14 protein-coding genes and 1 tRNA gene are annotated in these 26,003 nt (G+C 61.7%); 8 read left to right on the plus strand and 7 right to left on the minus strand.

Features of this window, described 5'->3' with window-relative positions:
- Nucleotides 1-614: 614 nt before the first annotated feature.
- The 4 genes from ACWFVE_RS10235 to ACWFVE_RS10250 form a co-directional block, all read right to left on the minus strand.
- Nucleotides 615-824 (minus strand): hypothetical protein, encoded by a 210-nt coding sequence (locus tag ACWFVE_RS10235; protein WP_447529169.1) that lies wholly within the window; start codon nt 822-824, stop codon nt 615-617.
- A gap of 56 nt (nt 825-880) precedes the next feature.
- Nucleotides 881-957 (minus strand) — tRNA-Arg (locus tag ACWFVE_RS10240).
- Nucleotides 958-1,017: 60 nt separating this feature from the next.
- The gene (locus tag ACWFVE_RS10245; RefSeq protein ID WP_447529170.1) at nt 1,018-1,965 is read right to left on the minus strand and encodes an AEC family transporter; all 948 of its coding nucleotides are present in this window, start codon (nt 1,963-1,965) and stop codon (nt 1,018-1,020) included.
- Nucleotides 1,966-2,087: 122 nt separating this feature from the next.
- The gene (locus tag ACWFVE_RS10250) at nt 2,088-4,001 is read right to left on the minus strand and encodes a sensor domain-containing diguanylate cyclase (RefSeq protein ID WP_447530525.1); all 1,914 of its coding nucleotides are present in this window, start codon (nt 3,999-4,001) and stop codon (nt 2,088-2,090) included.
- Nucleotides 4,002-4,462: 461 nt separating this feature from the next.
- On the opposite strand from ACWFVE_RS10250, the gene ACWFVE_RS10255 reads away from it, so the two are divergent.
- From ACWFVE_RS10255 to rfaH, 7 genes are read left to right on the plus strand one after another with little or no spacing between them, the layout of a single operon-like run.
- Nucleotides 4,463-6,544: a capsular polysaccharide biosynthesis protein gene (locus ACWFVE_RS10255; protein WP_447529171.1), complete on the plus strand. Its 2,082-nt coding sequence runs from the start codon at nt 4,463-4,465 to the stop codon at nt 6,542-6,544.
- Nucleotide 6,545: 1 nt separating this feature from the next.
- On the plus strand, nt 6,546-7,781 hold the full coding sequence (locus ACWFVE_RS10260; RefSeq protein ID WP_447529172.1) for a capsule biosynthesis protein: 1,236 nt from the start codon (nt 6,546-6,548) through the stop codon (nt 7,779-7,781).
- On the plus strand, nt 7,778-8,605 hold the full coding sequence (locus tag ACWFVE_RS10265; protein WP_447529173.1) for an SDR family NAD(P)-dependent oxidoreductase: 828 nt from the start codon (nt 7,778-7,780) through the stop codon (nt 8,603-8,605). Before ACWFVE_RS10260 ends, ACWFVE_RS10265 begins: the two co-directional genes overlap by 4 nt.
- Complete coding sequence (locus ACWFVE_RS10270; protein WP_447529174.1) at nt 8,602-10,209, plus strand: LTA synthase family protein; 1,608 nt, start codon at nt 8,602-8,604, stop codon at nt 10,207-10,209. The genes ACWFVE_RS10265 and ACWFVE_RS10270 overlap by 4 nt, the downstream gene beginning before the upstream one ends.
- On the plus strand, nt 10,206-17,543 hold the full coding sequence (locus tag ACWFVE_RS10275) for a type I polyketide synthase (protein WP_447529175.1): 7,338 nt from the start codon (nt 10,206-10,208) through the stop codon (nt 17,541-17,543). Before ACWFVE_RS10270 ends, ACWFVE_RS10275 begins: the two co-directional genes overlap by 4 nt.
- Nucleotides 17,540-18,868, plus strand: a complete 1,329-nt coding sequence (locus ACWFVE_RS10280) for an aminotransferase class I/II-fold pyridoxal phosphate-dependent enzyme (protein WP_447529176.1) — start codon at nt 17,540-17,542, stop codon at nt 18,866-18,868. Before ACWFVE_RS10275 ends, ACWFVE_RS10280 begins: the two co-directional genes overlap by 4 nt.
- A gap of 8 nt (nt 18,869-18,876) precedes the next feature.
- Complete coding sequence (rfaH, locus tag ACWFVE_RS10285; protein WP_447529177.1) at nt 18,877-19,395, plus strand: transcription/translation regulatory transformer protein RfaH; 519 nt, start codon at nt 18,877-18,879, stop codon at nt 19,393-19,395.
- A gap of 483 nt (nt 19,396-19,878) precedes the next feature.
- Here the strand turns inward: rfaH and ACWFVE_RS10290 are convergent, their stop codons facing one another.
- Nucleotides 19,879-20,919: a phytanoyl-CoA dioxygenase family protein gene (locus ACWFVE_RS10290; RefSeq protein ID WP_447529178.1), complete on the minus strand. Its 1,041-nt coding sequence runs from the start codon at nt 20,917-20,919 to the stop codon at nt 19,879-19,881.
- A 194-nt stretch (nt 20,920-21,113) separates the two neighbouring features.
- Here ACWFVE_RS10290 and ACWFVE_RS10295 point away from each other — a divergent pair, with 194 nt between their 5' ends.
- Entirely contained in the window at nt 21,114-22,721 is a 1,608-nt protein-coding gene (locus ACWFVE_RS10295; protein ID WP_447529179.1) for a gamma-glutamyltransferase family protein, read from the plus strand.
- 403 nt (nt 22,722-23,124) lie between these two features.
- On the opposite strand, the gene ACWFVE_RS10300 is transcribed toward ACWFVE_RS10295, so the two are convergent.
- Together ACWFVE_RS10300 and pgi are read right to left on the minus strand one after the other, a co-directional pair.
- Nucleotides 23,125-23,979 (minus strand): UTP--glucose-1-phosphate uridylyltransferase, encoded by an 855-nt coding sequence (locus ACWFVE_RS10300; protein WP_447529180.1) that lies wholly within the window; start codon nt 23,977-23,979, stop codon nt 23,125-23,127.
- 44 nt (nt 23,980-24,023) lie between these two features.
- A complete protein-coding gene (gene pgi, locus ACWFVE_RS10305) occupies nt 24,024-25,697 on the minus strand; it encodes a glucose-6-phosphate isomerase (protein ID WP_447529181.1) in 1,674 nt (557 codons plus the stop codon).
- Between the last annotated feature and the right edge of the window lie 306 nt (nt 25,698-26,003).

Here is a 26,003-nt window from a genome sequence, read left to right on the forward strand (position 1 = left end):
AATTATTATTAGCAGTATTACCCATTCATTTACACCAGCGCAACCCGTCTAGCTACAACTCTAGGCCACCCTGCGCCGGAACGCTTCGGCACTTCTAGGCCTTTTCAGGTATGCCTTTCTTAGCTATCGGCCAACCGATGGAATAGTTTTAGAAGCTTGCCCTACATCTCCTCCACATTAACTGCATAACCTCGCATGAATTCGCATAATTTTCATGCACCCATTTTTTGCCAGCCAGACCAGCAGTGCCGCGGCTTAGCGGCGGGTGCGGGGGTGCATAAAAACCACTACATTTAGCGCGCGGGCGGGGCGGGGTATCGATAGCGCGCCGTGGGGCGCGGCCGATAAGTGGGTATGAGGTTGGCAACATCCTATTCAGACGGTCTATAGCCACACTCAGTAGCTCCCCTTCTCTCGCTGAGCCCTGACATACGAACGCCCCGCACAAAGGCGGGGCGTCGGTCCCATACCAGCATCGTTTGCCCATGCGGCGGCCAAGTTGGGCACAGCTTCACGCTATTTCAAATGGCATTCAAAGCGAATGGGTAATGCGTACTCGGTTGCTTCAGCTTGGCGGGCTAACGGCGTAGAAAGCGAGTAATGACCAAGCCTGCTTAACGCCGCATAAAAATCCGAATGCCCTTCACCACAGAAATAGCGACGCCTATGCCGCCCATAAGAAACGCGGCGTATGCAATAGTCGGGTTATCCAGGGCGGGATGGATTTCGCTGGGATCAGAGGATGAAAGAATCATGATGCCCACGCCCACCAACAGAAACGACGGGCCGGCGAGGAGCTGTAATTTAAGGTCTTCCTTCGTCATGAGCGAACCCTTTTAGCGTCGGGGAAAGTACGACGGACGCCGTTGGCGTAATGAAATGGCGTCCCTGGCAGGAGTCGAACCTGCGACCTGCCGCTTAGGAGGCGGCTGCTCTATCCTACTGAGCTACAGGGACTTTAAGGTATTGCGGGGCGCGTAGTATAGCGCGGCCGGCCGTATAGGCCAACCGGTGGCATTAAATCCAGCCCAGCAGGCGTAAGGCGAAAATGCCCAGGGTAATCGTCAGGCTGGCCATTAACGTGGTCAGGGCGATGATGTTGGCGGCCAGGGTCACGTTGCCGTTCATGGCTTTGGCCATAACGAAACTAGCCGCCGCCGTGGGGCTTGCGAAAAACAGGAACAAAAGGCCCAGCTGCTCGCCGGTGAACCCGCAAAGCCAGGCGATGACGGTAGAGGCCGTGGGCAGCACCACCATTTTCATCACGCTGGAGCTAAGCGCCACCTGGTGGCCGCTACGCAGGCTGGCCGCAGAGAGCGTGGCGCCAATGCAAATCAGCGCCAGCGGCAGCGTAAGCGAGGCAAAGTAGTTGCCGGAGGTCATCACCCAGTTGGGCAGCTCGACCGAAAGCGCGGTAAAGGGAATGGCCAGCACGACGCTCAGAATTAACGGGTTGGTGGCGATGTTTTTGAGCATGGCCCGCCAGTTGGTGGTCGCGCCCGGCTGATACACCGACAGCACCCACACCGAGAGCACGTTATACAGCACGATGACCAGCCCCAGCAGCAGACTCCCCGCCGAAAGGCCGTAATTGCCGTACATGCCAGCGGCCAGGGCCAGCCCCACGACCCCGCCATTGCCCCGAAAGGCACCCTGTACGTAAATGCCACGCTCAGAATGAACCACCCGGTAGCGCGCCCACAGCCAGCTCACGAAGAACTGGCCCACCGTGGCGAGTGCAAAAAACACCAGCAGGCGGATATCCAGCGCTACGCTTAGGTCCGCCTGAATCAGGCTAAGAAAAATCAGCGTCGGAAGGGTTGCACGAAAAACCAGCGCCGAGGCGGTCGAGACGAACGCCCGGTCGATCAACTTGAGCCGCTTCAAAACGATGCCAATAAACACCATGGCAAAAACCGGCAGGGTAATGTCTAACGTACGCGCGAAGAGCTCTAAAAGGTCCACAGGGCTGCTCTAATGGGTAAAGGGTGTCTCATAGGTATGGACGGGTCATGGATAAAGAGTGAGAGAATAAGAGTGAAAGATAGTACCGCAACGCCCTGCCGACTGACACCGGCGTACCGGTGTCAGTCGAATAGGGTCATGGAGTCGAGCTGGCCAGGCAGTTTGACGACCACTTCGTTACGCCCGCGGGCCTTTGCCTCGTAGCTTGCGGCGTCCGAGCGCTCGAGCGAGCCCTCGACCGACTCGTCGTCCTCGTCGAATTGCGTCACGCCCATGCTGAGCGTGACGTTATACACTTTGCCCGCGTGGGTGACCGAGACCTCGCTGACCGCCTGACGCAACGACTCGGCAATGCGCCGCGCCTGAATCAGGGTGCAGCTGGGTAGCAGCACGGCGAATTCATCGCCCCCCTGGCGGGCCACGTGGTCGCTGCGGCGTACTTCCCAGGCGATCACCTGGGCGACCCGGCGCAGCATTTCATCGCCCAGGGCGTGGCCGCCTTCATCGTTGATCGGTTTGAAGTGATCGAGATCGAACAAGAGCAGCGCCGAGGGCGTGCTGGTTTTTTGGAAATCGGCGAACGCCTCTTCCAGGCGGCGCAGGAAACCGCGCCGGTTGAGCAGGCCCGTGAGCGGGTCGTGTTCGGCTTCCCAGCGCTGCAGGGCTTCCTGCTGGCGGCGTTCGGTAATGTCCTTGACCACCCCGACCAGGCCCAGCGAGTGCCCGCCCTGGGAAAGCATGACCACCCGGGCGTGAACATCCAGCCAGAGCATTTCATCACCGCTTGTGGTAAAGCGCAGTTGGCGCACGTAATCCTGGCCGGTTTTTAAGCTGTGCTGCCATAGATCGATCACGCCCTGGCGGTCGTCCTGGTGAATCTGCTTGAGCCAGGCCTCCATGAGCATATCCGGGGGTATCGCCAGCATCTTCAAAAGCGCGGGGTTCATGTAAGTGATGCGACCGTCGAAGTTGGCCACGAACATGCCCTGGGGGCTCGAGTTCAGCACCGAATCCAAAAACGCTTCGCGCTCGTGGAGATTGGTCATCAACTGCTGGCGCTCGTCCTCTACGCGGTTGAAGGTCTGCGCGACCTGTTGAAGCTCCTGCATACGGGTGGCCAGCGCCACGTGGGAGCGCCCGCCATGGCCCACTTCGTCGATTTGCGACTCCAGCTGGTTGAGCGGCGAAAGTATACGCGCCAGCAGCCACCATAGAAGGGGGAGCAGCAACAGCGCCAGCGCCACCCAAATCCACCATAGCCGGTAGATGAAATCCGACAAGGGGGTTTGTGCCTGATCGACGGGTAAATAAAGCGCCACGATCCAATTGGCCGGCCACACCTGGGAGTAGGCCTGGTAAAGGTTACGCCCGCTGAAAAGCGCGCCGGCCCCCTCACCCCGCCAGCCATCCAGCGCCATATCGAGCCAGGGGTAGGCCCTGGGTTTGTCAATGGCGGTATTCACCCGCTGTGCGTCGGGGTGGTAAAGAACTTTGCCGGACGCCGTATAAATGGCCGAGAAGCCGTCATCCCCAAGGCGGATTTTCGCCAGGCGGCCAAATAGCCCGCCAGCGTCCAGGCTCACCACGCCGCCAATGAAACCTTGAAACTGGCCTTCCCGGTCTATTCGAGGCACCCCGACCAGCACGAGTGGCGTGTTGCTGGCGCGCCCCACGAAAGGCTCACTAACATAGGGACTTCGCGTGCCGCGCAGCATCCGAAAATGCTCCTGATCGGCGGTTTCCAGGCCCACTCGCCCCACGATACTGGGCCAGTCTGCAATCAGGGTTCCAGAGGCGTTACTGACGACGACGCCCTCGAACCAGGCGAGCAGCGAGTCGTTTTTACTGAGTTCGTACTGCACCCACTCGGCGTCATTGGCGGTGCCGATCGCCTCGCTCAAACGCTGCAAGGCGTCGATGCGGTTTTCGACCTGCTGGGTGAGCTCATCGGACACCAGATTGGCCTCGTAGCGCAGGTGCGTTACGTTGGCGTCTTGCAACATGTTTTTACCGACCTGCCACGTTAGCCCCAGCATGATCGCGGCCACTATCAGTAGCGTAACGGAGAGCCCCAGCAGCAGTCGGCTTTTGAGGGATCGAAATGGGGTCAGTCTTTTGTGTAGGTGGGCTGGCAGCACCGATTGTACCTATTCGTCAATTTTCTTTGAACGACAGTGGCAGTAGAATGCTAGCCGCCATGAAGCCGCCGGGTACCGAAGAGTCTCGATCAGCAGCCGGATGCGGGTAATCTTGCAAATGGGTTAGCCTACATTGCCAAGCCAGGCGGCAAAGCTAGTTTTAATTAATCTTTTAAGGCTCACATACTTTAGCCACCGTTTCCACCTTAATTAATTCTTGCTAACAAGTCATTCAAAATACGCCCTTATTCACGCGAGTGAAGGGGGATTATTTTCGTACACTTTATGGCATTTGAAAGGTCGAACTGCGTAACATTCCGACCCGATGACGGCTTTCACCTCAGGATCTATGGCGTTACATGGCAAAACACACGGCAGGCTACACCTCGCAAGGGATTGGTAAAATTCCCCATCTTCACGCACTGCTGCCTGAATTTGACGCACTGAGACGCCTTGGGCCGCTTTCCGGCCCGCCCAGCGCCGTCATTGGCTGGGGGCTCAAACCCACCAGCCTGCGTGCCCGGCGTTTTGCTGCCCGCCACGCGCTTCCCTACGTGTCCCTGGAAGATGGCTTTATCAGGTCCCTGGGGCTGGGGGCGCAGGGCTATCAACCGCAAAGCCTGGTAGCCGACTATACCGGCATCTATTACGACGCCACGCGCCCAAGCGATCTCGAAAACCAGCTAAATGACGCTGTCTTCGAACATGAGGAGCTGGCACGCGCCAAGCGCTGCATGGCCTTGCTCGAGCGCGGGCGGCTATCGAAGTACAACCACGCCCCGGATACGCCGCTTGAAGGCACGTCTGCTAAAAATACGTCTGAGGCCAACGTGCTGGTGGTGGACCAAACCGCCAACGACGCCTCCATTCATTACGGCCAGGCCTCGTCGGCAAGCTTTACCCGAATGCTGGAGCACGCGCTAGAGGCGCACCCGCAAAGCACTATATGGGTCAAGATTCATCCGGATGTCGTCGCCGGCACCAAACAGGGCCACCTGCTGGGCGCCGCCGATCACCCTCGTTGTCGGGTGATCAGCCAGGACCTCAATCCCTGGGCGCTATTTGACCAGGTCGACACCGTGTATGTCGTCACCAGCCAGCTTGGTTTCGAGGCGCTGGTCGCCGGCAAGACCGTCCACTGCTTCGGCCTGCCCTTCTATGCCGGGTGGGGGCTCACCCAGGACCAGCTCACCTGCCCGCGCCGGGTAGCCAGGCGCACGCTTGCCGAGGTGTTCGCCGCCGCCTACCTGCGCTACAGCCGTTATGCCAACCCCTACACCGGCGAGCCCAGCAGCCTGGAAGCCACCATTGCGCTGATTCAGGACCAAAAACGCCAAAAGGAGCGCCTGCAGGGGCACTGGCAAGCCTGTGGCTTCTCGGTTTGGAAGCGCGGCTTTATTGGGGACTTTTTGGGCCCCGCCGCCACGGTCGATTTCCAAAAAACACTGCCCGAGGACCCACCGGTTCAAACGCCGGGGAAAGCAGCGCCGGCGCCAGCCACTCAACCCCCAGAAGGCAGCGAGAAAGCCCCGCACCTGCTGGTATGGTCGAGCCGTATCGATGCGGCGTTCAAGGCGCGCTACCCGGCAAAGCTCAAGCGGCTATGGCGAATAGAAGACGGCTTCATACGCTCGGTGGGGCTGGGAGTGGATCTGGCCCGGCCGCTTTCGCTGGTCATCGACCGTCGGGGCATTTATTACGACCCCAGCCAGCCAAGCGATCTGGAAACGCTGCTAAGCGACAGCGTATTTACTGACGATGAGCTTAAACGCGCGGCCGCGCTTCGCACCCGGCTGGTCACGCTCAAGCTCTCGAAATACAACGTTCAAGGGCAAACGGCGCTCGATCTACCCGGTCACGTGCCCACGATTTTGGTACCGGGCCAGGTGGAAAGCGATGCCTCGATCGCCACGGGCTCGCCCCAGTTGAGCACCAACAGCGCGCTTTTAAAAGCGGTGCGCAGCGCGCATCCGGACGCATTCATCATCTACAAGGCGCACCCGGATGTGTTGAGCGGTGCGCGGGTGGGTAAACTCGATAACCAGGCCGCAACCCTGTATGATCTCGACGCCAGCCATCTGGACATCTCGGCGCTGCTGGAGCAGGTAGAGGCGGTTCACACCATGAGTTCGCTCACCGGGTTCGAGGCGCTGCTGCGCGGCTGCCAGGTCAGCACCTACGGGCTGCCTTTCTATGCGGGCTGGGGGTTAACGTTGGACGCCATGCAGTGTACCCGGCGTACCCGCCACTTGAGCCTGGATGAGCTCGTGGCCGGTACGCTGATACGCTACCCCACCTACGTCGACCCACGCACGGGCCAGCTTTGTAACGCGGAAACCGCCGTTACGCTGTTGGAACAGGCCCGCGCCAAAGCCCCCGCACTGAGCATCCGGCAGCGCCTTTACCGCTACTACCGTCATTTCTTTATTGGAAGCCATTGAGTTGATACAAAAGCGCGCATTCTTATTTCTGCAAGGCGTTTGCTCGCCCTTTTATCAGCGTTTGGCAAGCCAGCTAATCCGCGATGGGCACCGGGTGGTGAAGGTACACTTCAACGCCGGTGATATCGCCTACTGGAGCCGGTCGCTGGGCGAAAGCCACCTTTTCCGCGGTAAGCTCGATGAACTGCCAGGCTTTCTGCAAATGCTTTGGCAGCGCTACGCGATCACCGACCAGCTTTTATTCGGCGACCGCCGCCCCGTTCACCGCGCCGCCATCGACAACGCCCCGGCTGCGGGTATTCGCACCCACGTGCTGGAAGAGGGTTACTTTCGCCCTTTCTGGATCACCCTGGAGCGCGAAGGGGTCAACGGCCACTCGCTGCTGCCCCGGGACCCGAACTGGTTTTTTGAAACCGGCAAGGCGCTGCCAACGCCGCCAAAGCCGGTGCGCTTTAAGTCCTCGTTCAAGATGCGCGCCCGCCACGATGTCGCCTACCACCTGGCCGGGCTTGCCAACCCGCTGGTGGCGCCGCACTACCGTAACCATTCGAGCATTACCGCACCGAAAGAGTACGCCGGCTATATCAAGCGCTTTACGCTTTTAAAGCAGTGGAAAAAACGCGACAACGCACGCATCAAAGCGCTGATCGAAGGAAGCGCCCCGTTCTTTTTGCTCCCGCTACAGCTCGATACCGACGCCCAGATCCGTGATCACTCCCCCTACGCCGACATGGCCGAGGTGATGGATCACGTGTTGGGCTCGTTTGCCCAGCACGCCCCGGCCAACGCGCGTTTATGCATCAAAAACCACCCGCTGGATATGCGCCTGATTAGCCACGCCAAAACCGTCGAGCGCCTGGCGCGGTTTTACGGTTTGCAGGGGCGCATCGTCTACCTGGAGTCCGGCGACCTGGAGGCGCTACTCAAGCACGCCGCGGGTACGGTCACGGTCAACAGCACCGTGGGGATCGTGGCGCTTGAAAACGCCTGCCCTACTTTTGCGCTGAGCGACCCGATCTACAACCTGACAGGGCTTACCAGCGGCGGGCCGTTGGACGAGTTCTGGCACGCGCCGGCGGCGCCCAATAGCGCGCTGTTCGGCTATTTTCGTGCCACCGTGATGCACACTACCCAGGTCAACGGCGGCTTTTACTGTCCAACGGGGATCGATTTAGCGGTCGGCAATACCGCCCGTATACTAGAGGCCAGCCCCTCGCCTTTGGAGAAGCTGCTTTGAGCGACACTCTACCGCCCACCACCCCCGGCGATAACCAAAGCGCCGCGCCAGCCACGCAGTGCGTTTTGATTACCGGCGCCACCGGCGCCATTGGCGGCGCACTGGCCAGGCTTTACGCCCGTGCGGGCTGGCACCTGGTGATTCACGGCCGCAATAGCCAGGCGCTCGATGCACTGGCCCAGGAATGTGAGGCGGCCGGGGCTCGGGTGACGTGCTCGAGCGTCGATATCACCGACGAAAGCGCCCTGGCCGGCTGGCTACAAGGCGTGTGCGCCGAGCAAGTACCCGATGTCATGATCGCCTGCGCGGGTAAAAACACCCACCCCCAGGGGCCGGGTGAGCTCGAGGCCTGGCAAGACGTTCAGGCGCTTTTGGATGTGAACCTGAAAACGCCGATCAGCATGACCCAGCACCTGGTGCCCTCCATGAAGGCGCGCCGTAAGGGCCAACTGGTACTGATCAGCTCCCTGGCCGGCTGGCACGGCCTGCCATCAACACCCAGTTACAGCGCCAGCAAAGCGGGTATCAAGGCCTACGGCGAAGGGCTCCGGGGCCTACTTGCGCCGTTCAATATCGGGGTTACCGTGGTCATGCCAGGCTACGTTACCTCGCCCATGTGCAACGCCATGCCGGGGCCCAAGCCCTTCGAGTGGCCGCCGGAGCGTGCCGCGCGGGTCATCAAGCGCGGCATCGACGCCAACCGCGCCCGGGTCAGCTTTCCGTTTCCGCTCAATTTCGGCACCTGGTGGCTGGCCGTGCTGCCCGCCGGCGTTTCCCAGTGGCTCATCAAGCGCCTGGGGTTCGATCACCTGGAGGCGCCATGATGCAAAGCCTTACCCAAGCACTCTGGGCGCCCTTCTTGCTGGGCCTGGTCGCCAGCTACGTGATGGAGGCCTGCCTGCGCCCGCGCCCCGCGCCGTTTACCCAGCGTGGCCTTGGCGTTAACGCCGTGCATATCGGTAGCTGGTGCGTGCTTTTTGGCCTTTTCAGCCTGGTGTTTCAGCGCCCCTGGTTTGCGGTGGTGCTGGCGCTGTCGCTAACCCTGGTCGTGGTGCAGTCCAGCAACACCAAATCGCACACCCTGAAAGAGCCGTTCATCTGCCACGATTTCGAATACTTCTGGGATGCGATTTTGCACCCGCGCCTCTACGTACCGTTTTTCGGTATTGGGCTGGCCATTGCGGCAAGCACGGCCGGGGCGCTGGCGATCGGCGCCTTTTTATATTTCGAGCCAACGCTTTTAAGCCGCTGGAGCGCCGGCCAGGCACTCGTTCAGTTGGCGTTATTGTTGCTGGCCGGGGCTGGGCTGGTCGTAACGGGGTTGAAAAAGTGCCCGCCGGTCACGTTTCAGCCCGCCGCGGATATGTGTCGTTTAGGGCTTTTCGCAAGCCTTTGGGCATACGGCGTGGCGCTTTTTCGCTCGAAAGCACCGACCGCTGACAACGCCCCTTTCGATGCTCATGCTTATAAAACCGCGCCACCGGCCAAGCCGGACGAGCCACACCCTCACGTAGTGCTGGTGCAAAGCGAATCGTTTTTCGACCCTCGGCCCTGGTGCGCCGATGTCGCCCCCCAAACACTTAGCCACTTCGATGCCACCTGGTCCCAGGCGCTACAAAAAGGCACGTTGAGTGTGCCGGCCTGGGGGGCCAATACCGTGCGCACCGAATGCGGCGTGCTGACCGGCCTGCCGGCCAGCGCCTGGGGCGCGCGCCAGTTCAACCCCTACCATACGCTGGCCCGCCAGGGGCTCCCTAGCCTTGCGTCGGCGTTCAAGGCCAAGGGCTACCGCACGGTGTGCGTTCACCCTTATCTTGGCTCTTTCTATAAGCGCGACCAGGTTTTCCCCAAACTTGGCTTCGATTCGTTCATCGATATCAACGATTTTGCCGCTGAAGATAAATTCGGCCAATACATGAGTGACCGCGCGGTTGCACGAAAGGTTGGACGTCTGCTTGAAGATGACGATAATAGGCCGCTCTTTGTATTCGTCATTACCATGGAAAATCATGGCCCGCTGCACTTGGAAGCGCCGGAACAAACACGGATGAGCACGGTGCTTCCGGGTGCCAGCTGGCCCCCTGCCAGGCACTTGAAAGACCTGGCCGTCTACCTCAAGCATTTGGGTGAGGCGGACGCAATGCTCGAGCAGATAAAAGCAGCGCTGAGCGTGACCCAACGCCCAGGGCTTTTGGGTTTTTACGGCGACCACGTGCCCATTTTGCCCGAGGCCTACGCACACTACGGCGCCCCTACGGGAGAGACGCCTTACATGATATGGTCAACGAAACGCCAGGACCACGTGGCCACCAACACCACCCCCTTGAAGGCGCAGGAATTGGGTATCGCCTTGTATGAGCGGGCGTTTGGGCACGATAGACATAGCGAACAGATCAAGGCAGATCCAGAACCGCAGGAGCAAGAATGACTAAACGCGTTGCCATTATCGGCGCCGCCCATCGTTTCCCCGGCACCACCCCTGAAACGTTCTGGCAAAATCTGCAAGCCGAAAAAGACCTGGTGACCCAAGTGGCGCCGGACCGGTGGAGCCACGACGCTTTCTGGCACCCGGACAAACGCCACCCCGGTACCAGCGTGTCTTTTGCCGCCGGTAGCCTTGGCGACATCAGCGGCTTCGATGCAGAGTTTTTTGGTATTTCCCCGCGGGAAGCCGCCAACATGGACCCGCAACAGCGCATGCTGTTGGAGCTTGCCTGGGAGACCATCGAAAACGCCGGTATGAAGCCGGCTGACCTGCGCGGCAGCGAATGCGGCGTGTTTCTGGGCGTGGCGAGTCTCGACTACTCCTACCGCTTAGCCGACGACATGGCGGCGATCGACGCCTCCACGGCGACCGGTAATACCTCGAGCATCGCCTCGAACCGGCTCTCCTACGTATTCGATTTCCACGGTCCGAGCATGTCGCTGGACACCGCCTGCTCATCGTCCATGGTCGCCTTTCACCAGGCCTGCCAGTCGATCAAAAGCGGCGAGACTACCATGGCGCTGGCCGGCGGCATTAGCCTGCACCTGCACCCCTATGGGTTCATCATTTTCTCCAAGGCGAGCATGCTCTCGCCGACCGGCCGCTGCCAGGTATTCGACGAAGCCGGCAACGGCTACGTGCGCTCGGAAGGCGCCGGGCTGTTCTTTTTAAAAGATTACGATTTGGCCGTCGCCGATGGCGACAATATTTTGGCCGTAGTAGCAGGCTCGGCGGTCAATACCGACGGCTATAAATCGGGCATTACGGTTCCTAACCCGGACGCGCAAGTTGCGCTGATGCGCCGCGCCTACGAGCAGGCAGGCATCACGCCGGATGAAATCGACTATCTTGAGGCTCACGGTACCGGCACCTCGGTGGGCGACCCCATCGAAACCCGCGCCATTGGCGAGGCGCTTGGCCAGCACCGCCAAACGCCGCTGCCCATCGGTTCGGTCAAAAGCAACCTGGGCCACCTGGAAACCGCGTCTGGTGTAGCCGGGCTTGCCAAAGCGCTTTACAGCCTCAAATACCGGGAAGTGCCCGCGACGATCGGCATTCGCAAACTCAACCCCAATATCAAATTCGACGAGTGGAATATCAGCGTCGTCACCAAGGCGCAGCCGCTCAAGGCCGAAGGCCGCCTGGTGATCGGCATCAACTCCTTCGGCTTTGGTGGCGCCAACGCTCACGTCATTTTGGAGAGCGCGCCGGAAAAACAGGTGCCGCCCGCCCATACCGCAAACGTGGCCCTGCCCATTCGCGTTAGCGGGCGCAGCGAAGACGCCCTGGCCGCCAACGCGGCTAATCTCGTCACCTATTTGGAGCAAAGCGAGCAAGGCTTTTACGATATTGCCCATACGCTTTTCCACCACCGCGAGCACCACCGCGTGGGCGGGCTATGCTTTGCCCAAACCACGGCTGAAGCCATCAGCGCGCTCAAGGAACTGGCCGACGGTGACACCAAGCACGTCGTCAAACTCGATAAACTCGACGCCCCCCAGGGCCCGGTGTTCGTGTATGACGGTAACGGCTGCCAATGGGAAACCATGGGCAAGAACCTGCTGGACGAACCCACATTCAGTGCAGCCATTGACGAGGTCGATGCGCTGTTCGTAAAGCTGGGGGGCTTCTCCCTACGCGATGAGCTGGCAGGTCTTAACGGTGAGAGCGACAACGCCGGGGAAAACCGCCTGGATCGCACGGAAATCGCTCAGCCTGCGCTGTTCGCGCTACAGGTAGCGCTCACCCAGTGGCTCAAGGCCCGGGGTGTGACGCCGGCAGCGGTGTTTGGCCACAGCGTGGGCGAAGTCGCCGCTGCCTGGGCGGCGGGCGCCTTGAGTCTGGAAGACGCCGTCAAGGTCATCTACTACCGCAGCCACTACCAGGGCATGACCCGGGGCCTTGGCGAAATGACCGCCGTGGCGACCAGCGCCGAGGACATTGCCCCTTGGCTTGAAATGCCGGCGTTCGACCGCATTAGCCTGGCCGGGGTGAATAGCCCCAAGGGGATCACCCTGGCCGGCGATGCCGGGCAGCTACAAGCGCTCGAAGCACAGTTGGTGGGCCAGGATATCTTCGCCAAGCGCCTGCCGCTCGACTACGCCTTCCACAGCCCCGCCATGGACAGCATCCAGGCGGGGGTGATCGATGCGCTCAGCGACATTACCCCGGGCGAAACGTCGATCCCCTACTACTCGACCGTGACCGGCGCCCTCAGCGAAGGAAGCGCCCTCGACGCCCACTACTGGTGGCTCAACATTCGCGAGCCGGTGCTTTTCGAGCGCGCCGCAGCGACGCTTATCGAACAAGGCTACAACATCTTCGTCGAGGTCGGGGCGCACCCTATCCTGCGCCGCTACCTAAGCGAGACGCTTCGCAATCTCGATACCCAAGGGCTGGTGGCCGGTACCCTCGAGCGCCACAAAAATGGCGTCGAGGTCCTGACCAAAAGCCTGGGCCAGCTACTGCTCAGCGGCCTTGCCTTCGATACCCAGGGCTTTTTCCCGGTCGAAGGCCAGCGCGTCGACCTGCCCCGCTACGCCTGGCAGCGCACCCGCTACTGGGTGCCCGGTACAGGCGACGGCCAGGGGTTGCTGGCGCGTTACTACGAGCACCCGCTGCTGGGCTACCGGCTGGCCCAACAGGCCAACACCTGGGAGAGCCAGCTGGATACCCAACGCACGCCCTGGCTTGCCGGCCACGTGGTCGGCGAAGGCGCAGTTTTCCCGGGCGCGGGCTTTATCGAACTGGCGCTGGCGGCCAACGCCTCGCAAAAAGAGACGGCGCTACTGGATGTCGAGGAGCTCGAGATCCGCGCGCCGCTGCTGCTGGATGGCGCTAACGGGCGCACCGCGCGCCTGCACCTGGACCCGGACAGCGGCCAAATCGCCATTCACTCCCGCGAACCCGCCGCCGAGAGCGAATGGCAGCTCAACGCCGTCGCGCGCACCATGCGCGAAAGCCGCGGCTTTTTGCTGGACCGCACCGCCCCCGCGCTTCCAAAGCGTGCGCCGGACTACACGCTAGACGACCACCTCGAACTGGCCGACGCCATCGGGCTGCACTATGGCGAGGCGTTTCAGGCCATCAAGCGCGGCTGGTTGGATGACGATACGGTCATCGGCGAAATCGAGCTGGACGCCGACACCGACGCTCAGCGCGCTTCGCTACACCTGCACCCGGGCATTCTGGACAGCGCCTTCCAGATGTTCATCCCGCTGCTGGCAAGCCATCAGGGCTTTGCCGAAGGGCTCGCCTTCGTACCGGTGCGGGTCGGCCGTATTCAGGTCGACCTGGAAGCCGGTGCGCCGGTGCTCGCCCGGGCGGTCATGGGTAAGCGTGCGCCCCACTCGTTCACGGCGGATTTCGAGCTATACGATGCCCGCGGCCGCGCGGTCGCCGTACTCAGCGAAACCCGCTTCAAGGCGATTCGCCTGAACCGCGCCCGCCATCACGAGCTAAGCTATATCGATGTCGCGCTCACCCCTGCCCCGCTGAACGCCTCGGCGCAGGCGCTTCCCGAGCAGGCGCTGGCCACCCTGGCCGCGCTTGGCGAGCGTTACGGTGAGGCCACCGGCCAACGCTACGCCGCCGAGATCGCCCCGCTGCTGGACAGCCTGAGCGAGGCGTTTGCCCAAACGCCAGAAGCGAGCAGCGACACCCCGCCGGCCGAGGCGATTTGGCAGCTACTGGTTCAGGACTACCCGGATTACTTCGCCCCGATTCATCTGGTCGGCCGGCGAGGCCTTCACCGCGAAGCGCTGGCCAGCGGCCAAGAAGACGCGGCCTCGCTCAATATCACCCAGGAACAGCTTAGCGAGCTCAACCGCGTGCTGATCGGCGAAAGCGGCTGGAACGTTCTGGCCGAGAGCCTCGAGGCACTGGTGAGCGAAGCGCTATTGGCGCTGCCCAATGGTCAGCGCCTGAACCTGCTGGAAGCGGGCCCCTGCGCGCCGGCACTTGGCCAGCGCCTGCTCGAGCCGCTGCTGTTAAACACGGCGGACAACGGCCGCTACGCCTACCGCGCGCTGACCACCACGGACACCGCCAAACACCAGGCGCTGCAGCTCCAGGAACGTTTCCCGCTGATCGACGTGGCGGCGCTTAGCGACAACGGCGCCGCCCTTACGCCAGCCCAGAAAGCCCAGTTCGCTTTCATCAGCGTGGATGTGACCAGCGCCGAGCGCACCCGCGCGCTGATCGAAGCGCTGCCCGAGCGGCTCGCCCCCGACGCCCAGCTGTTGGTCGTTGGCGTCAACCCCAGCCGCTGGCTGGATGACGTGCTGGCAACGCCTGGTTTGAACGCCGCGCCGGTCGAGCAAGCGCACCTGGTCGAGTGGCTGAGCGCCCAGGGCTTCGAGCTATCGCCGGCCATTGCGTTGGAAGAGGACGGCGGCGGCGCCTACATGCTTCACGGCCGGGCGAGCGGCACGCCGGCGGCGGCAAGCCCCGTGGTCACGCGTCATATCATCGTGACGGACGCCGCCACTCGCCCCCTGGGCGAGCGCCTGCAGGAAACGCTACCGCCGGGTCAAACCTGGTTGGTCGAAAGCGGCGACGAACCTGCGCGCATTTTGCAAAGCGCAGGCGAAGGCCTGCTCGAACACGCCGCGAGTGCCCCGGGCCCGGTCAATATCATCGACCTTCACGGGTTGGGCGCTACCACCACGCCCGGCCAAACCGCGCGCTGCACCCGCGCGCAGCAGTGGTCGCTGGCGCTGGAAGGCAGCGGTCTTGAAAGCCAGGGCTGCCCGCCCACGCTTTGGCTAGCAACCCACGGTTTCAACGCCCAGGGGCCGGCGGGCTCTTTCGACGCCGCGCTTTGGGGCTTTGGCCGCTCGCTTGCCAACGAAGCCGTGGGCCATGCGGTCACGCTGGTCGAACTACCCGACCCGCTAGGCGACGCAGCCCTGGCCACTCTTGCCCAAACCCTTGCCACACCGGACGACGAAAACGAGCTGGTGCTGCACGCCGACGGCGCGCGCTTCGCAACGCGCCTGCGCACCCAGGCCGCGCCCCACGCACCGGGGCCGGATACCGGCGCGCCGCACCAGGCAATGACGCTTGGCTTTGCGCTACCCGGCCAGTTGCGCCAGCTTCAGTGGCGCCCCCGGGCGCTACCGGCACTGGGCGCTGATGACGTCGAAGTACGCGTCAAGGCCACCGGGCTCAACTTCCGCGATGTGATGTACACCCTCGGCCTTTTATCCGATGAAGCGATCGAGAACGGCTTTGCAGGGCCAACGCTTGGCCTCGAGTTCTCCGGCGAGGTCATCGCGGTGGGCGACAACGTACAAAACGTCACCCCCGGCCAGGCCTTGGTCGGCTTTGGCCCGGCTAGCTTCAGCGACAAGCTGATTGCAGGCCAGCACGCCATCGCCCCGCTGCCCGACGGGGTAAGCTTCGCCGCGGCAGCGACGATCCCCACCACTTTCTTTACCGTGTACTACGCGCTCAAGCATCTGGCGCGGCTGGAACCCGGTGAAAAAGTGCTGATCCACGGCGCCGCGGGCGGCGTGGGCATCGCCGCGCTGCAAATCGCCCAGTGGATGGGGGCAGAGATCTACGCCACCGTCGGCTCGGAAGAGAAGCGCGACTTTCTGCGTCTGATGAACGTCGAGCATCTTTACGATTCGCGCTCGCTCACCTTCGCCGAAGAGATTCTGCGCGACACCCAGGGGGAAGGCGTGGATATCGTGCTGAACTCGCTGGCCGGCGAAGCGATCAACCAGAACCTGCGCGCGCTGCGCCCGTTCGGCCGCTTTTTGGAACTGGGCAAGCGCGATTTCTACGAAAACACCCAGATCGGCCTGCGTCCGTTTCGTAACAACCTGAGCTACTTCGGCATCGACTCCGACCAGCTCATGAAGGTGCAGCCCGCCCTGACCCAGCGCTTGTTCACCGAGATGATGGCGCTATTCAACGATGGCACCCTGAGCCCGCTGCCGTTTACCGCCTTCACCCACAGCCAGGTGGTCGACGCCTTCCGCTACATGCAGCAGGCCCGCCAGATCGGCAAAGTGGTCGTCACCTATGACGCGCCCATCGCCGCCCCCGAGCGCAACACCCTGGGCCAGGACACGCTCAGCCTGCCCGCCGATGCCAGCTACCTGGTGACCGGTGGGCTTGGCGGCTTTGGCCTTAAAACCGCCCAGTGGCTGGTGAGCAAGGGCGCGCGCCAGTTGATTCTATTAAACCGCAGCGGCACCCGTACCGATGCCGCTCGACAGGCGGTCGAGGAACTCGAGGCGCAAGGCGTCAAGGTGCTGGCCGCGGCCTGCGATATTACCGACCGCGCCGCGCTTGAGAACGTGCTCGAACGCGCCCGGGGCGAGCTTCACCCGCTGCGCGGTATCGTCCACGCCGCCACGGTGATCGACGATGGCCTGATCCGCAACCTGGACGCCGAGCGCATCCAGAGCGTGCTGGCACCCAAGATCGAGGGCGCCCGCCATCTGGACGCGCTCACTCAAAACGACACGCTGGATTTCTTCATCCTCTATTCGTCGGCCACGACCCTGTTCGGCAACCCCGGCCAGGCCAACTACGTGGCAGCCAACCACTGGATGGAGGCGTTCGCCGAACACCGCCGCCAAAAAGGCCTGGCGGCGACCTGCGTACGCTGGGGCGCCATCGAAGACGTCGGCTTCCTTGCCCGCAATACCCGCACCCGCGACGCCCTGCAAGAGCGCCTGGGTGGTTCGGCCCTGCGCTCGGCGGATGCACTCAACGTGTTGGAGCAGATGCTGATCACCCCCGGCGCAAGCCTGGGCGTGCTGGAGCTCGAGTGGGGGGCGCTGGCGCGCTTTCTGCCCACCGCCGCTGCGCCGCGCTTTGACGAGCTTGCCCGCCAAAGCGACGACGACACCAGCGCGGACAGCGACGACGATATCAGTGCGCTACTGGCGGACCTTTCCCCGGAAGAGCTTCAGCAAACGGTCACCGAGCTTTTACGTGCGGAACTCGCCAGCATTTTGCTGATCGAGGAGGAGAAGATCGACGTCGACCGCTCGGTGTACGACATGGGCTTCGACTCGCTGATGGGCGTGGAGCTGATGACCGCCATCGAGAACCGCCTGGGCGTACAGGTGCCGGTAATGGTGCTTAGTGAAGCTTCGACGCTCAACAAGCTCGCGGGGGTGCTGATCAAAAAGCTCCACCATGGGGATGAGGATGTTGAAGAGTCGCCACAGGATGCGATAGCCTCTCTGGCCGCTCGCCACGGCGCCGACGAGCTAAAAGCGCCCGCGACACCCTCTACTACCGAGACACCATGACCGCCAAGCGTTCCGATTTAAAACGACAGCTGCTGGAAAAGGCGCGCAGCCGACCCAGCACCCGCGGGCCGGCTGCCAGCAGCGAGCCCGCGGCGCAAACGAAAGGCCAGCCCGTGCCCGAGCGCTTTACGCGCTTCGAGGACCACCCGGGCGCCCAGCAGCTCACCATGATGCGCGACGCCGCCAAGCAACTGGGCCTGGTGGACCCGTTTTTCAAGGTGCACGAAGGCCAGGCCGGCGCCACCAGCGTGATCGACGGGCGCGAGTGCATCAACTTCGCAAGCTATAACTACTTGGGCTACTCCGGCGATGCGCGGGTGATTCAAGCCGCCGCGGATGCCGCCGCTCATTACGGCACGTCGGTGTCGGCCAGCCGCGTGGTGTCCGGCGAGCGTCCCATTCATGGCGAGCTCGAAGCGGCCATTGCGCGCACCTACGCCGTGGAAGACGCGGTCGCCTTCGTTAGCGGCCACGCCACCAACGTCTCCACCCTGGGCTACCTGCTGGGGCCCAAGGATTTAGTGCTTCACGACGAGTACATCCACAATAGCTCTCTGGTGGGCGCCCAGCTCTCCGGCGCCAAGCGGATGTGGTTCAACCACAACGACCCGGATGCTCTGGAAGCGCTGCTCGAACGTCAACGCGGGCAGTTCGAGCGCGTGATCGTGGTGATCGAAGGCCTCTACAGCATGGATGGCGACATCCCGGACCTGCCGCGCTTTATCGAGCTGAAAAAGCGTTATCAGGTCTGGCTGATGGTGGACGAAGCCCACTCGTTCGGCGTGATGGGCGACACCGGCCTTGGGCTTCGCGAGCACTTCGCGATCGACCCCACCGAGGTCGACATCTGGATGGGCACCATGAGCAAGACCCTTTCCGGGTGCGGCGGCTATATCGCAGGCTCCAAGGCACTGGTCGAAATGCTGCGCTACTTCGCGCCGGGCTTTCTTTACAGCGTGGGCATGCCCGCCCAAGTGGCCGCGCCGTCGATCAAGGTACTCGAGCTAATGGCCCAAGAGCCGGAGCGCGTCGCCAGGCTTCAGGAGAACGCCCGCTACTTCCTGACCCGCGCCCAGGCGCTGGGTATGGATACCGGCCACAGTATCGGCTCGGCGGTCGTGCCGATCATAGTAGGAAGCTCGCCCAAGGCGGCCATGCTTTCCCACGCGCTGTTCGAGCAGGCGATCAACGTTCAGCCGATTCTTTACCCGGCGGTACCGGAAAAAAGCGCCCGGCTGCGGTTTTTCCTCTCCTGCGAACATACCCAAGCGCAGATCGACCAAACCCTCGATGCGTTAGCTGCGCTGCTTGCGCAAAACGTTTGAGCGACACCATGCAAAGCGAATCCAAAAGCGCCGAGAGCGCCCAGTGGTACGTGATTCAATGCAAGGGCGGCGAGTCGTTTCGCGCCGCCGAACACTTGGCCAACCAGGCGTTCGAGGTGTTTCACCCGGTTTTGGAAATCAAGCGCAAGCGCCAGGGCAAGCTCGTCACCGTGACCGAGCCGCTCTTTCCCTACTACCTGTTTATCCGCCTGGATCAGATCGCCAGCAACTGGCGGCCGATCCGCTCGACCCGCGGCGTGCTCAAGCTCTTGACCTTCGGCAATACGCCGGTGGCCGTGCCGGACGCCCTGGTGCAAAACTTTTATGCCCAGCCCCATCGGGTAGAAGGCAGCCACGTGACCTTTACGGCGGGTGAGAAAGTCACCATCTGCGACGGCCCGTTCAAACACCTGGAGGCGGTCTTCAAACACGCCAAGGGCGAAGAGCGCGCCATCGTGCTACTCAACGTACTTCACCGCCCCCAGCATCTCGAGCTCGATGTCACAAGCCTCGAGAAGTCGCGCTAACGACCTGCCAGCGCGCCCCGCACACCTGTCGGTGATCTACAGTATCTACGGCTACCGGCGCCAACGCCGGCTGGCCGAGCAGCGCAGCAGACTCGAGGAAAGTGCATCTCGGTAGTCGTCCCGGGCACCCCTCGCTTTGTTGCAAAGCCCATCAAAAATGCCCGCTCTCGAGCGTAATGCCGATCAGTTAAGGCTTTTGCCTACCCACAACGAGCGGTAAATCTATTGTAGCAGCGCGTTGCGCTGCATCGCTGGCTGAAGCCTGCTCCTACAAGGGATGGATGCAAGATTTCGTTGTTGTGGAGCCCGCTTCAGCGGTGGTCCGACAATTCGGCGAATGGCGCCGTCAGGCGCCCTGGCCAAGCCACCCTTCGCGAGCTAAAGCTCTGTCCCACAGGTGATAGCCAAGCTTAACTGATCGGCATTACGCTCTCGAGCGGGCATTTTCGGTTTTACGCGTTAGCGGCAACGCCTGGCCGAATTCTACGGCGCCTTCGGGCGCTCCTCGATGATGCGGGTCTGCTCGATGCGGTGCCAGGAGGAAGGAACGCCACGGGCGGCGGCCTTCTCGTCGTCGCGCACTCGCATACGCTGCAACACGCGGTACTGCAAACGGTTGATCGCGCCGATGCCGATGCCGGGTAGCGGCACAAATGGATTGGTACGGCTCATACCCCAAAGCGCCAGGCGCGAGCTGCCCGGCGCGGCGTCACCCCGGGCGTGGATGCCGAAGGTGTTGGCGATCAGCAGCGTATTGGCTTTCACGCAGAAAGCCCGGGGCCCCTCCTTGCCCAGGCGCGCAGCATCTTCGGCGCTAACCCGAAACGAGCCGCTGGCGGTGTAGTGATCCGCGTGGCGGCTGGCCTTCAAGCTCATGTCGTGCTCCCACTTCAAGCGGTCACGGTGCGGGCGGTTGGAGCCAGGTACGTAAATGAAGGGGCCGTTCGCCTCGCTGACCTCTTCCAGATAAAGCCAGAACTTCATGGTCGGCTGGAAGGTATCGATATGCAGGTTCTTCTGCGGATCGCGTCTCACCCCGGCCTCCGCCGGGTCGTTGAGCACGTTCTCGATGTGGCAGATCGGCAGGCGGGCGTGACCGCTGCAGTAGCGAAACAGCCGCTTGAGCGACGGGTCATCCAGCACCGCTTTCACTTCCGGTACCGCGTCGAGTACTTCCGGCGTGAGCAGGATACGGTGGGTGCGTGCATCGCCCTGGCAGCACTCGCGAATTTCGCCGTCGAAGCGGGCAATGGCCGCTACCAGCGCCTGGAAGTGCGCCTCCGAAAGATAGTTCTCCTTGAGCACGTAGCCGTACTCGTTGAACTGCTCGCGGTCCGCCTTGGGCACCCCGGGGGCGAACATGGCCATGCGCAGCCGCGAGATCCAATAGGCCAACCGAACACGGCTCTTGTGGAGCCCCCAACGGTTGAGCCGATGGCTACCCAGTAACGGGTTGGCCTTGAAGGACTTGGCCCCGGTGAAGACCTCACCTCCCCATACCAGATATCGCCCTAATGCTTTCATCGCCGCTTCCTCTGCACACTTTCAGAGCCGGTATTAAGACACACCCCGCGGCCAAGGGTAAACCTCGACGGCGCCTGACGACTATTGACGCCGCTTTTGCGCTTCGCCTATAGTCAAATGCCTTAAAAATAATCGATTTTTTATATCACAAACGATCATTGAGCCCGCACCTTCCCCAAGCGCAAGGAATTACCATGAAGCTCGACCCTCACTACTACCCCGCCGCCTCCCGCCGAACGGTCACCTTTGGCAAACGCGGTATGGTAGCCACCTCGCAAACGCTGGCCGCCCAGGTGGGCGCCAACATTCTGCGCGACGGCGGTAACGCGATCGACGCCGCCATCGCCACCGCCGCGGCGCTGACCGTGGTCGAGCCGACCTCCAACGGTATCGGTAGCGACGCCTTCGCGCTGGTGTGGGTCGATGGCGAGCTGCACGGTTTGAACGCCAGCGGCCGCGCCCCGGAGGGTATTTCGTGTGAGGCCGTCAAGGCGCTGGGCCATGACACCATGCCCGCCCATGGGCTGGTGCCGGTCACCGTACCCGGCGCGCCCGGTGCCTGGGCGGCGCTTTCCGAGCGTTTTGGTAAGCTCGATTTCGCCGCACTCATCGCGCCGGCCATCGAACTTGCCGAGAATGGCTACGCGGTGCTGCCTACCGCCAGCCAGCTCTGGGAGCAAGCGTTCAAGCGCTACCGCCAGTACGAGGGCCAGGAATTCGCTCCCTGGTTCGATCACTTCGCCCCCGAGGGCCGCGCACCACGCCCAGGCGAGGTATGGCGCTCACCGGAGATGGCCAAAACCCTGCGCGCCATCGGCGAGACCCGGGCCGAGGCATTCTACAAAGGCGAGCTGGCCGAGGCCATGGACGCTTTCTCGCGCCAGCACGGCGGGTTCTTGCGCAAAGAAGACCTGGCCGCGTTCACGCCGGAGTGGGTCGACCCCATTAGTGTGCGCTATCGCGGCCACGATATCTGGGAGATTCCGCCCAACGGCAGCGGCCTGATTGCCCTACAGGCGCTGGGTATTCTCGAAGCGCTGGGCGACGAGCCGCGTGATCTGGTCGAATCCATTCACCGGCGTATCGAGGCCACCAAGCTTGGCTACGTGGACGGGCTTCGCTACATCACCGAGCCCGCCGACATGACGCCCAGCGTCGAACAAATGCTATCGCCGGCGTATCTCAAGCAGCGCGGGTCGCTGATCGGCACCGAGGCGTTGGACCCCACCCACGGCAACCCCTTGCTGGGCGGCACCGTTTATCTTTCCACGGCGGATGACGAAGGCAACATGGTGTCGTTCATTCAAAGCAACTTCGATGGCTTTGGCTCGGGTATCGTGGTGCCGGGTACGGGCATCAGCCTGCAAAACCGTGGCTGGCAGTTCTCGTTGCAGGAAGACCACGCCAACGTATTGCGCCCGGGCAAACGTACCTACCACACCATCATCCCGGGTTTCATCACCAAGGATCACCAGGCCGTGGGGCCCTTTGGGGTAATGGGCGGCTACATGCAGCCCCAGGGCCACGTTCAGGTCGTTGCCAGCCTGCTGGAGGATCACTTGAACCCCCAGGCCGCGCTGGACCTGCCCCGCTGGAAATGGGTAGAAGGCAAAACCGTCGAGGTCGAACCCGGCTTTCCGGACCACCTCATTCAAGCCCTTGAGCGTAGGGGCCACCACATCGTCAAGAGCACCAGCGGCATCACCTTCGGCCGCGGCCAGGTGATTGTGCGTGACGCGGCAAGTGGCGTGCTGCAAGGCGGCACCGAACCCCGCGCGGATGGTGCGGTATTGCCGGTTTAATGTTGATGGTTAGGTAGGGTTTAAAGAAAGGCGCTTCAAGCGAAAGAGGAGGTTTTGCAGAGGCGCCTATCGGCGCCATCGCCGGTATGCCGGACCACCAATAAATCGGGCTCCTACAGTTAACCCCTGCACCGTAGGAGCAGGCTTCAGCCAGCGATCTCTTTAAGGTGGCACCGTGGCCCAAGGAAGGCTGGCGCCTTCCATCGCCCAATGAATTGGGCTCCTACAAAAGCCAGCGGCGATCCGGGTTCGCCACCTGCACCGTAGGAGCAGGCTTTAGCCAGCGATTTGTTTGGGGCGCCACGACTGCCTGGAAAACCCTTCATCTTCCCGACAACGTTAAACCAGACGAAAAAGGCTCCCTCGGGAGCCTTTTTTATGAGCGAATACTGGCCAGCGGCGATTAAATATCGAATCCGGCTTCGCGGGCCAGGGTGTTGTTGGCTTGTAGCCAGCCTTCGATGTGGCCACAGTCGAAGGTGCGTCCGTGCATGCGAAACGCCTGTACGGTTTGGCCTTCCTTCATGAGACGGTCGATGGCATCGGTAAGCTGGATTTCGTCGCCGGCGCCCGGCGCCTGGTCTTCGAGAAGCTCCATGATGCGATAAGGCAGCACGTACCGGCCGATGACAGACAGCCGCGAGGGGGCCTCTTCCGGCTTGGGCTTTTCGACTACGCCGCGCATATCAGCGCTTTCACCGGCGTTTGGCTCGTCGCAGTCGACGATACCGTAGCGATACACCTCTTCCTGAGGCACCGCTTCCACCATGATTTGCGACGCCTGGTTGGCATCCCAACGCTCTACCATGCGGCCCAGATCGCAGGTATCACTACCGACCTGGGGCTTGACCAGTACGTCCGGCAGGATCACGGCGAAGGGCTCGTTGTCGTCCAGCAAATGAGCCGCGCAGTGAATGGCGTGACCAAGGCCTTTGGCATTGGCCTGGCGCACGCTGGTGACTTTCAATTTGGGCGGAGCGATCGCCGAAAGCGTTTCCAGCAGCGCATCTTTGCCTTTTTTGGCCAGCGAGTCTTCGAGCTCGTAGTGCGCATCGAAGTGGTCTTCAATGGCGGATTTCCCCGTACGGGTGACCAGAATAATTTCATTGATGCCCGCGGCCAGCGCCTCTTCGACCACGTGCTGGATCAACGGGCGGTCGACCACCGGCACCATCTCCTTGGGAATCGCCTTGCTGATCGGCAGAAGGCGCGTCCCAAATCCCGCGACAGGAATAATGGCTTTACGGACCTGAGTCATCTAATCATCCTTTTCGTTAAAGCGTTTCGTAGGTTCAAGCGCGATCACTGCCGCCACGCCTGTATTTTTTCAAGTAATGCCCGCGTACTGGGGTCCTGCACGGTGGGCGTATCGACCGGCTGCTCTTCAAGGGCCTGATAAAAGCTTTCGGCCAGCTTCTTGCCAAGCTCTACACCGGGCTGGTCGAACGGGTTGACGTTCCACAGTACCGACTGGACGTACACCTTGTGTTCGTAAAGCGCGATCAAGGCGCCGATGCTCCAGGCATTCAAAGACTGCATCAAAATAACGCTATTGGGCTGATTACCGCGATACCCCATGGCCATTTGCCCGCGAGAAACCGCCGGAATGGCGTCATCACCCAGCGCAAACAGTTGAGACTGCGCCAAACAGTTGGCGAGCGTCAGATGCTCCTGAGCACGCAAAGCACCGGCCAGCGCACCCGTGGCATTACATTCGCGGGTCGCGACAGCGATAAAATCGGCGCTCACCGTATGGCTTCCCTGGTGCAGCAATTGGTAAAAGGCGTGTTGCGCATTGGGCCCTACATCGCCCCAAATGATGGGGCACGTGGGGTGCGGCACCAGTTTGCGATCAAGCCCGACGCTTTTACCGTTGGACTCCATCTCCAGTTGCTGCAGGTAAGCGGGCACGCTGGCCATACGGGCATCGTAGGGCAGCACGGCGTGGGTTGGAATCTCGAGAAACTGCGAGTTCCACGCACCTATCGCGGCCATTAAAACCGGCATGTTCTCTTCCAATGGCGTTTCGAGGAAATGCTGATCGACCGCGTGGGCCCCTTCCAGCAACCGCTCGAAAGACGCCATTCCCAACTGCATGGCCACGCTGACCCCGATGGGCGACCAGAGCGAAAAACGCCCACCGATCCACTCCTTGAAGTGGAGCTGGTGCGCCTCGGGAATACCAAACTCGCTCATTTTATCCGCGCGGGTCGACACACCCACCAGCTGATAGCGGCAAAGCGTTGCCACGTCGATCTCGAGCGCCTCGCTAAGCCAGCTCAAAGCGGTGTTCACATTGAAGCGGGTATCGGCGGTCGTGAAAGACTTAGAGGCCAGCACCAGCAGCGTGGTTTCCGGGTTGAGGCGCTCCATTAACGGTAGAAGCTGGCTACCATCCATGCTGGAAACGTAGTGTACACTGACGTGCTGTTCGCTGGGGCAGGCCCCCAGGGTCTCGCTAATGAGCTTTGGCCCCAAATCGGAGCCACCCACGCCAATATGCACCACATCGGTCACCGACTGGCCCGTGGCGCCAAACCACTGGCGCGCGTGCAATCGCTCGACCATATCCGAGAGCTTTTGCCGCTGGGTTTGGCAAAACGCGACCGCCTCTTCCATGCCCTCCGGGGCATCGGCATCACTTGGCCAGCGCGCCGCCATGTGCAGCGCCGGGCGCCCCTCGGAAACGTTGACATGGCTGCCCGCAAACAGGGCCTGGCGCTTTTCTTCCAGCCGGCAGCTGCGCACCCAATCCATCAACAGGGTAAGCGTTTGTTCGCTAACACGCTGCTTGCTGAAATCGATATGGAGCGACCCCAGCGAAAATTGCAGAGCCTTGCTCCGACGCAGGGCAACGTCGCTGTCGCCGGCGAGCAAATCGGTGAGGGATTTCGTCTGAATCTGCTCGGCATGCGTCTTCAAGGCATTGAGCGGCGTGTAGACACGCCGGGCAGTCGAGAGCGTGGATACATTCATTGTGTCGTCCTTGAGTCTTTCGAAGATGATTCATTCATCTTGTTACCAGCAATTTTCGAGCCACTTTGGTTGATCCAGCCACCAACGCTATATATTACAAAGCTATAAGCGTACTGCCGGGTCGGGGCAGCTCGAAATTTTTCCGTACCCGCTCACGTTAAAACGCGTTATGTGTCGATAAGCCCCTAAATTAGCTTTATAAGCGCCATCCTGGCACACAACGCCTCAGTGAATGATACGGCGTGTAAGTTGCCAACAGCGTAAGCCATATTGGCAATTTTACAACATTTGAGAGGCTATCCAGCC

This window comes from Vreelandella mediterranea, from assembly GCF_970647075.1.

Bases quoted from the DNA above. Each gene is read 5' to 3' on its own strand.
- ACWFVE_RS10235 (WP_447529169.1), bottom strand. From the start codon at position 824: ATGACGAAGGAAGACCTTAAATTACAGCTCCTCGCCGGCCCGTCGTTT.
- ACWFVE_RS10250 (WP_447530525.1), bottom strand. From the start codon at position 4,001: ATGCTGGGGCTAACGTGGCAGGTCGGTAAAAACATGTTGCAAGACGCC.
- ACWFVE_RS10255 (WP_447529171.1), top strand. From the start codon at position 4,463: ATGGCAAAACACACGGCAGGCTACACCTCGCAAGGGATTGGTAAAATT.
- ACWFVE_RS10270 (WP_447529174.1), top strand. From the start codon at position 8,602: ATGATGCAAAGCCTTACCCAAGCACTCTGGGCGCCCTTCTTGCTGGGC.
- ACWFVE_RS10275 (WP_447529175.1), top strand. From the start codon at position 10,206: ATGACTAAACGCGTTGCCATTATCGGCGCCGCCCATCGTTTCCCCGGC.
- ACWFVE_RS10280 (WP_447529176.1), top strand. From the start codon at position 17,540: ATGACCGCCAAGCGTTCCGATTTAAAACGACAGCTGCTGGAAAAGGCG.
- rfaH (WP_447529177.1), top strand. From the start codon at position 18,877: ATGCAAAGCGAATCCAAAAGCGCCGAGAGCGCCCAGTGGTACGTGATT.
- ACWFVE_RS10290 (WP_447529178.1), bottom strand. From the start codon at position 20,919: ATGAAAGCATTAGGGCGATATCTGGTATGGGGAGGTGAGGTCTTCACC.
- ACWFVE_RS10295 (WP_447529179.1), top strand. From the start codon at position 21,114: ATGAAGCTCGACCCTCACTACTACCCCGCCGCCTCCCGCCGAACGGTC.
- ACWFVE_RS10300 (WP_447529180.1), bottom strand. From the start codon at position 23,979: ATGACTCAGGTCCGTAAAGCCATTATTCCTGTCGCGGGATTTGGGACG.
- pgi (WP_447529181.1), bottom strand. From the start codon at position 25,697: ATGAATGTATCCACGCTCTCGACTGCCCGGCGTGTCTACACGCCGCTC.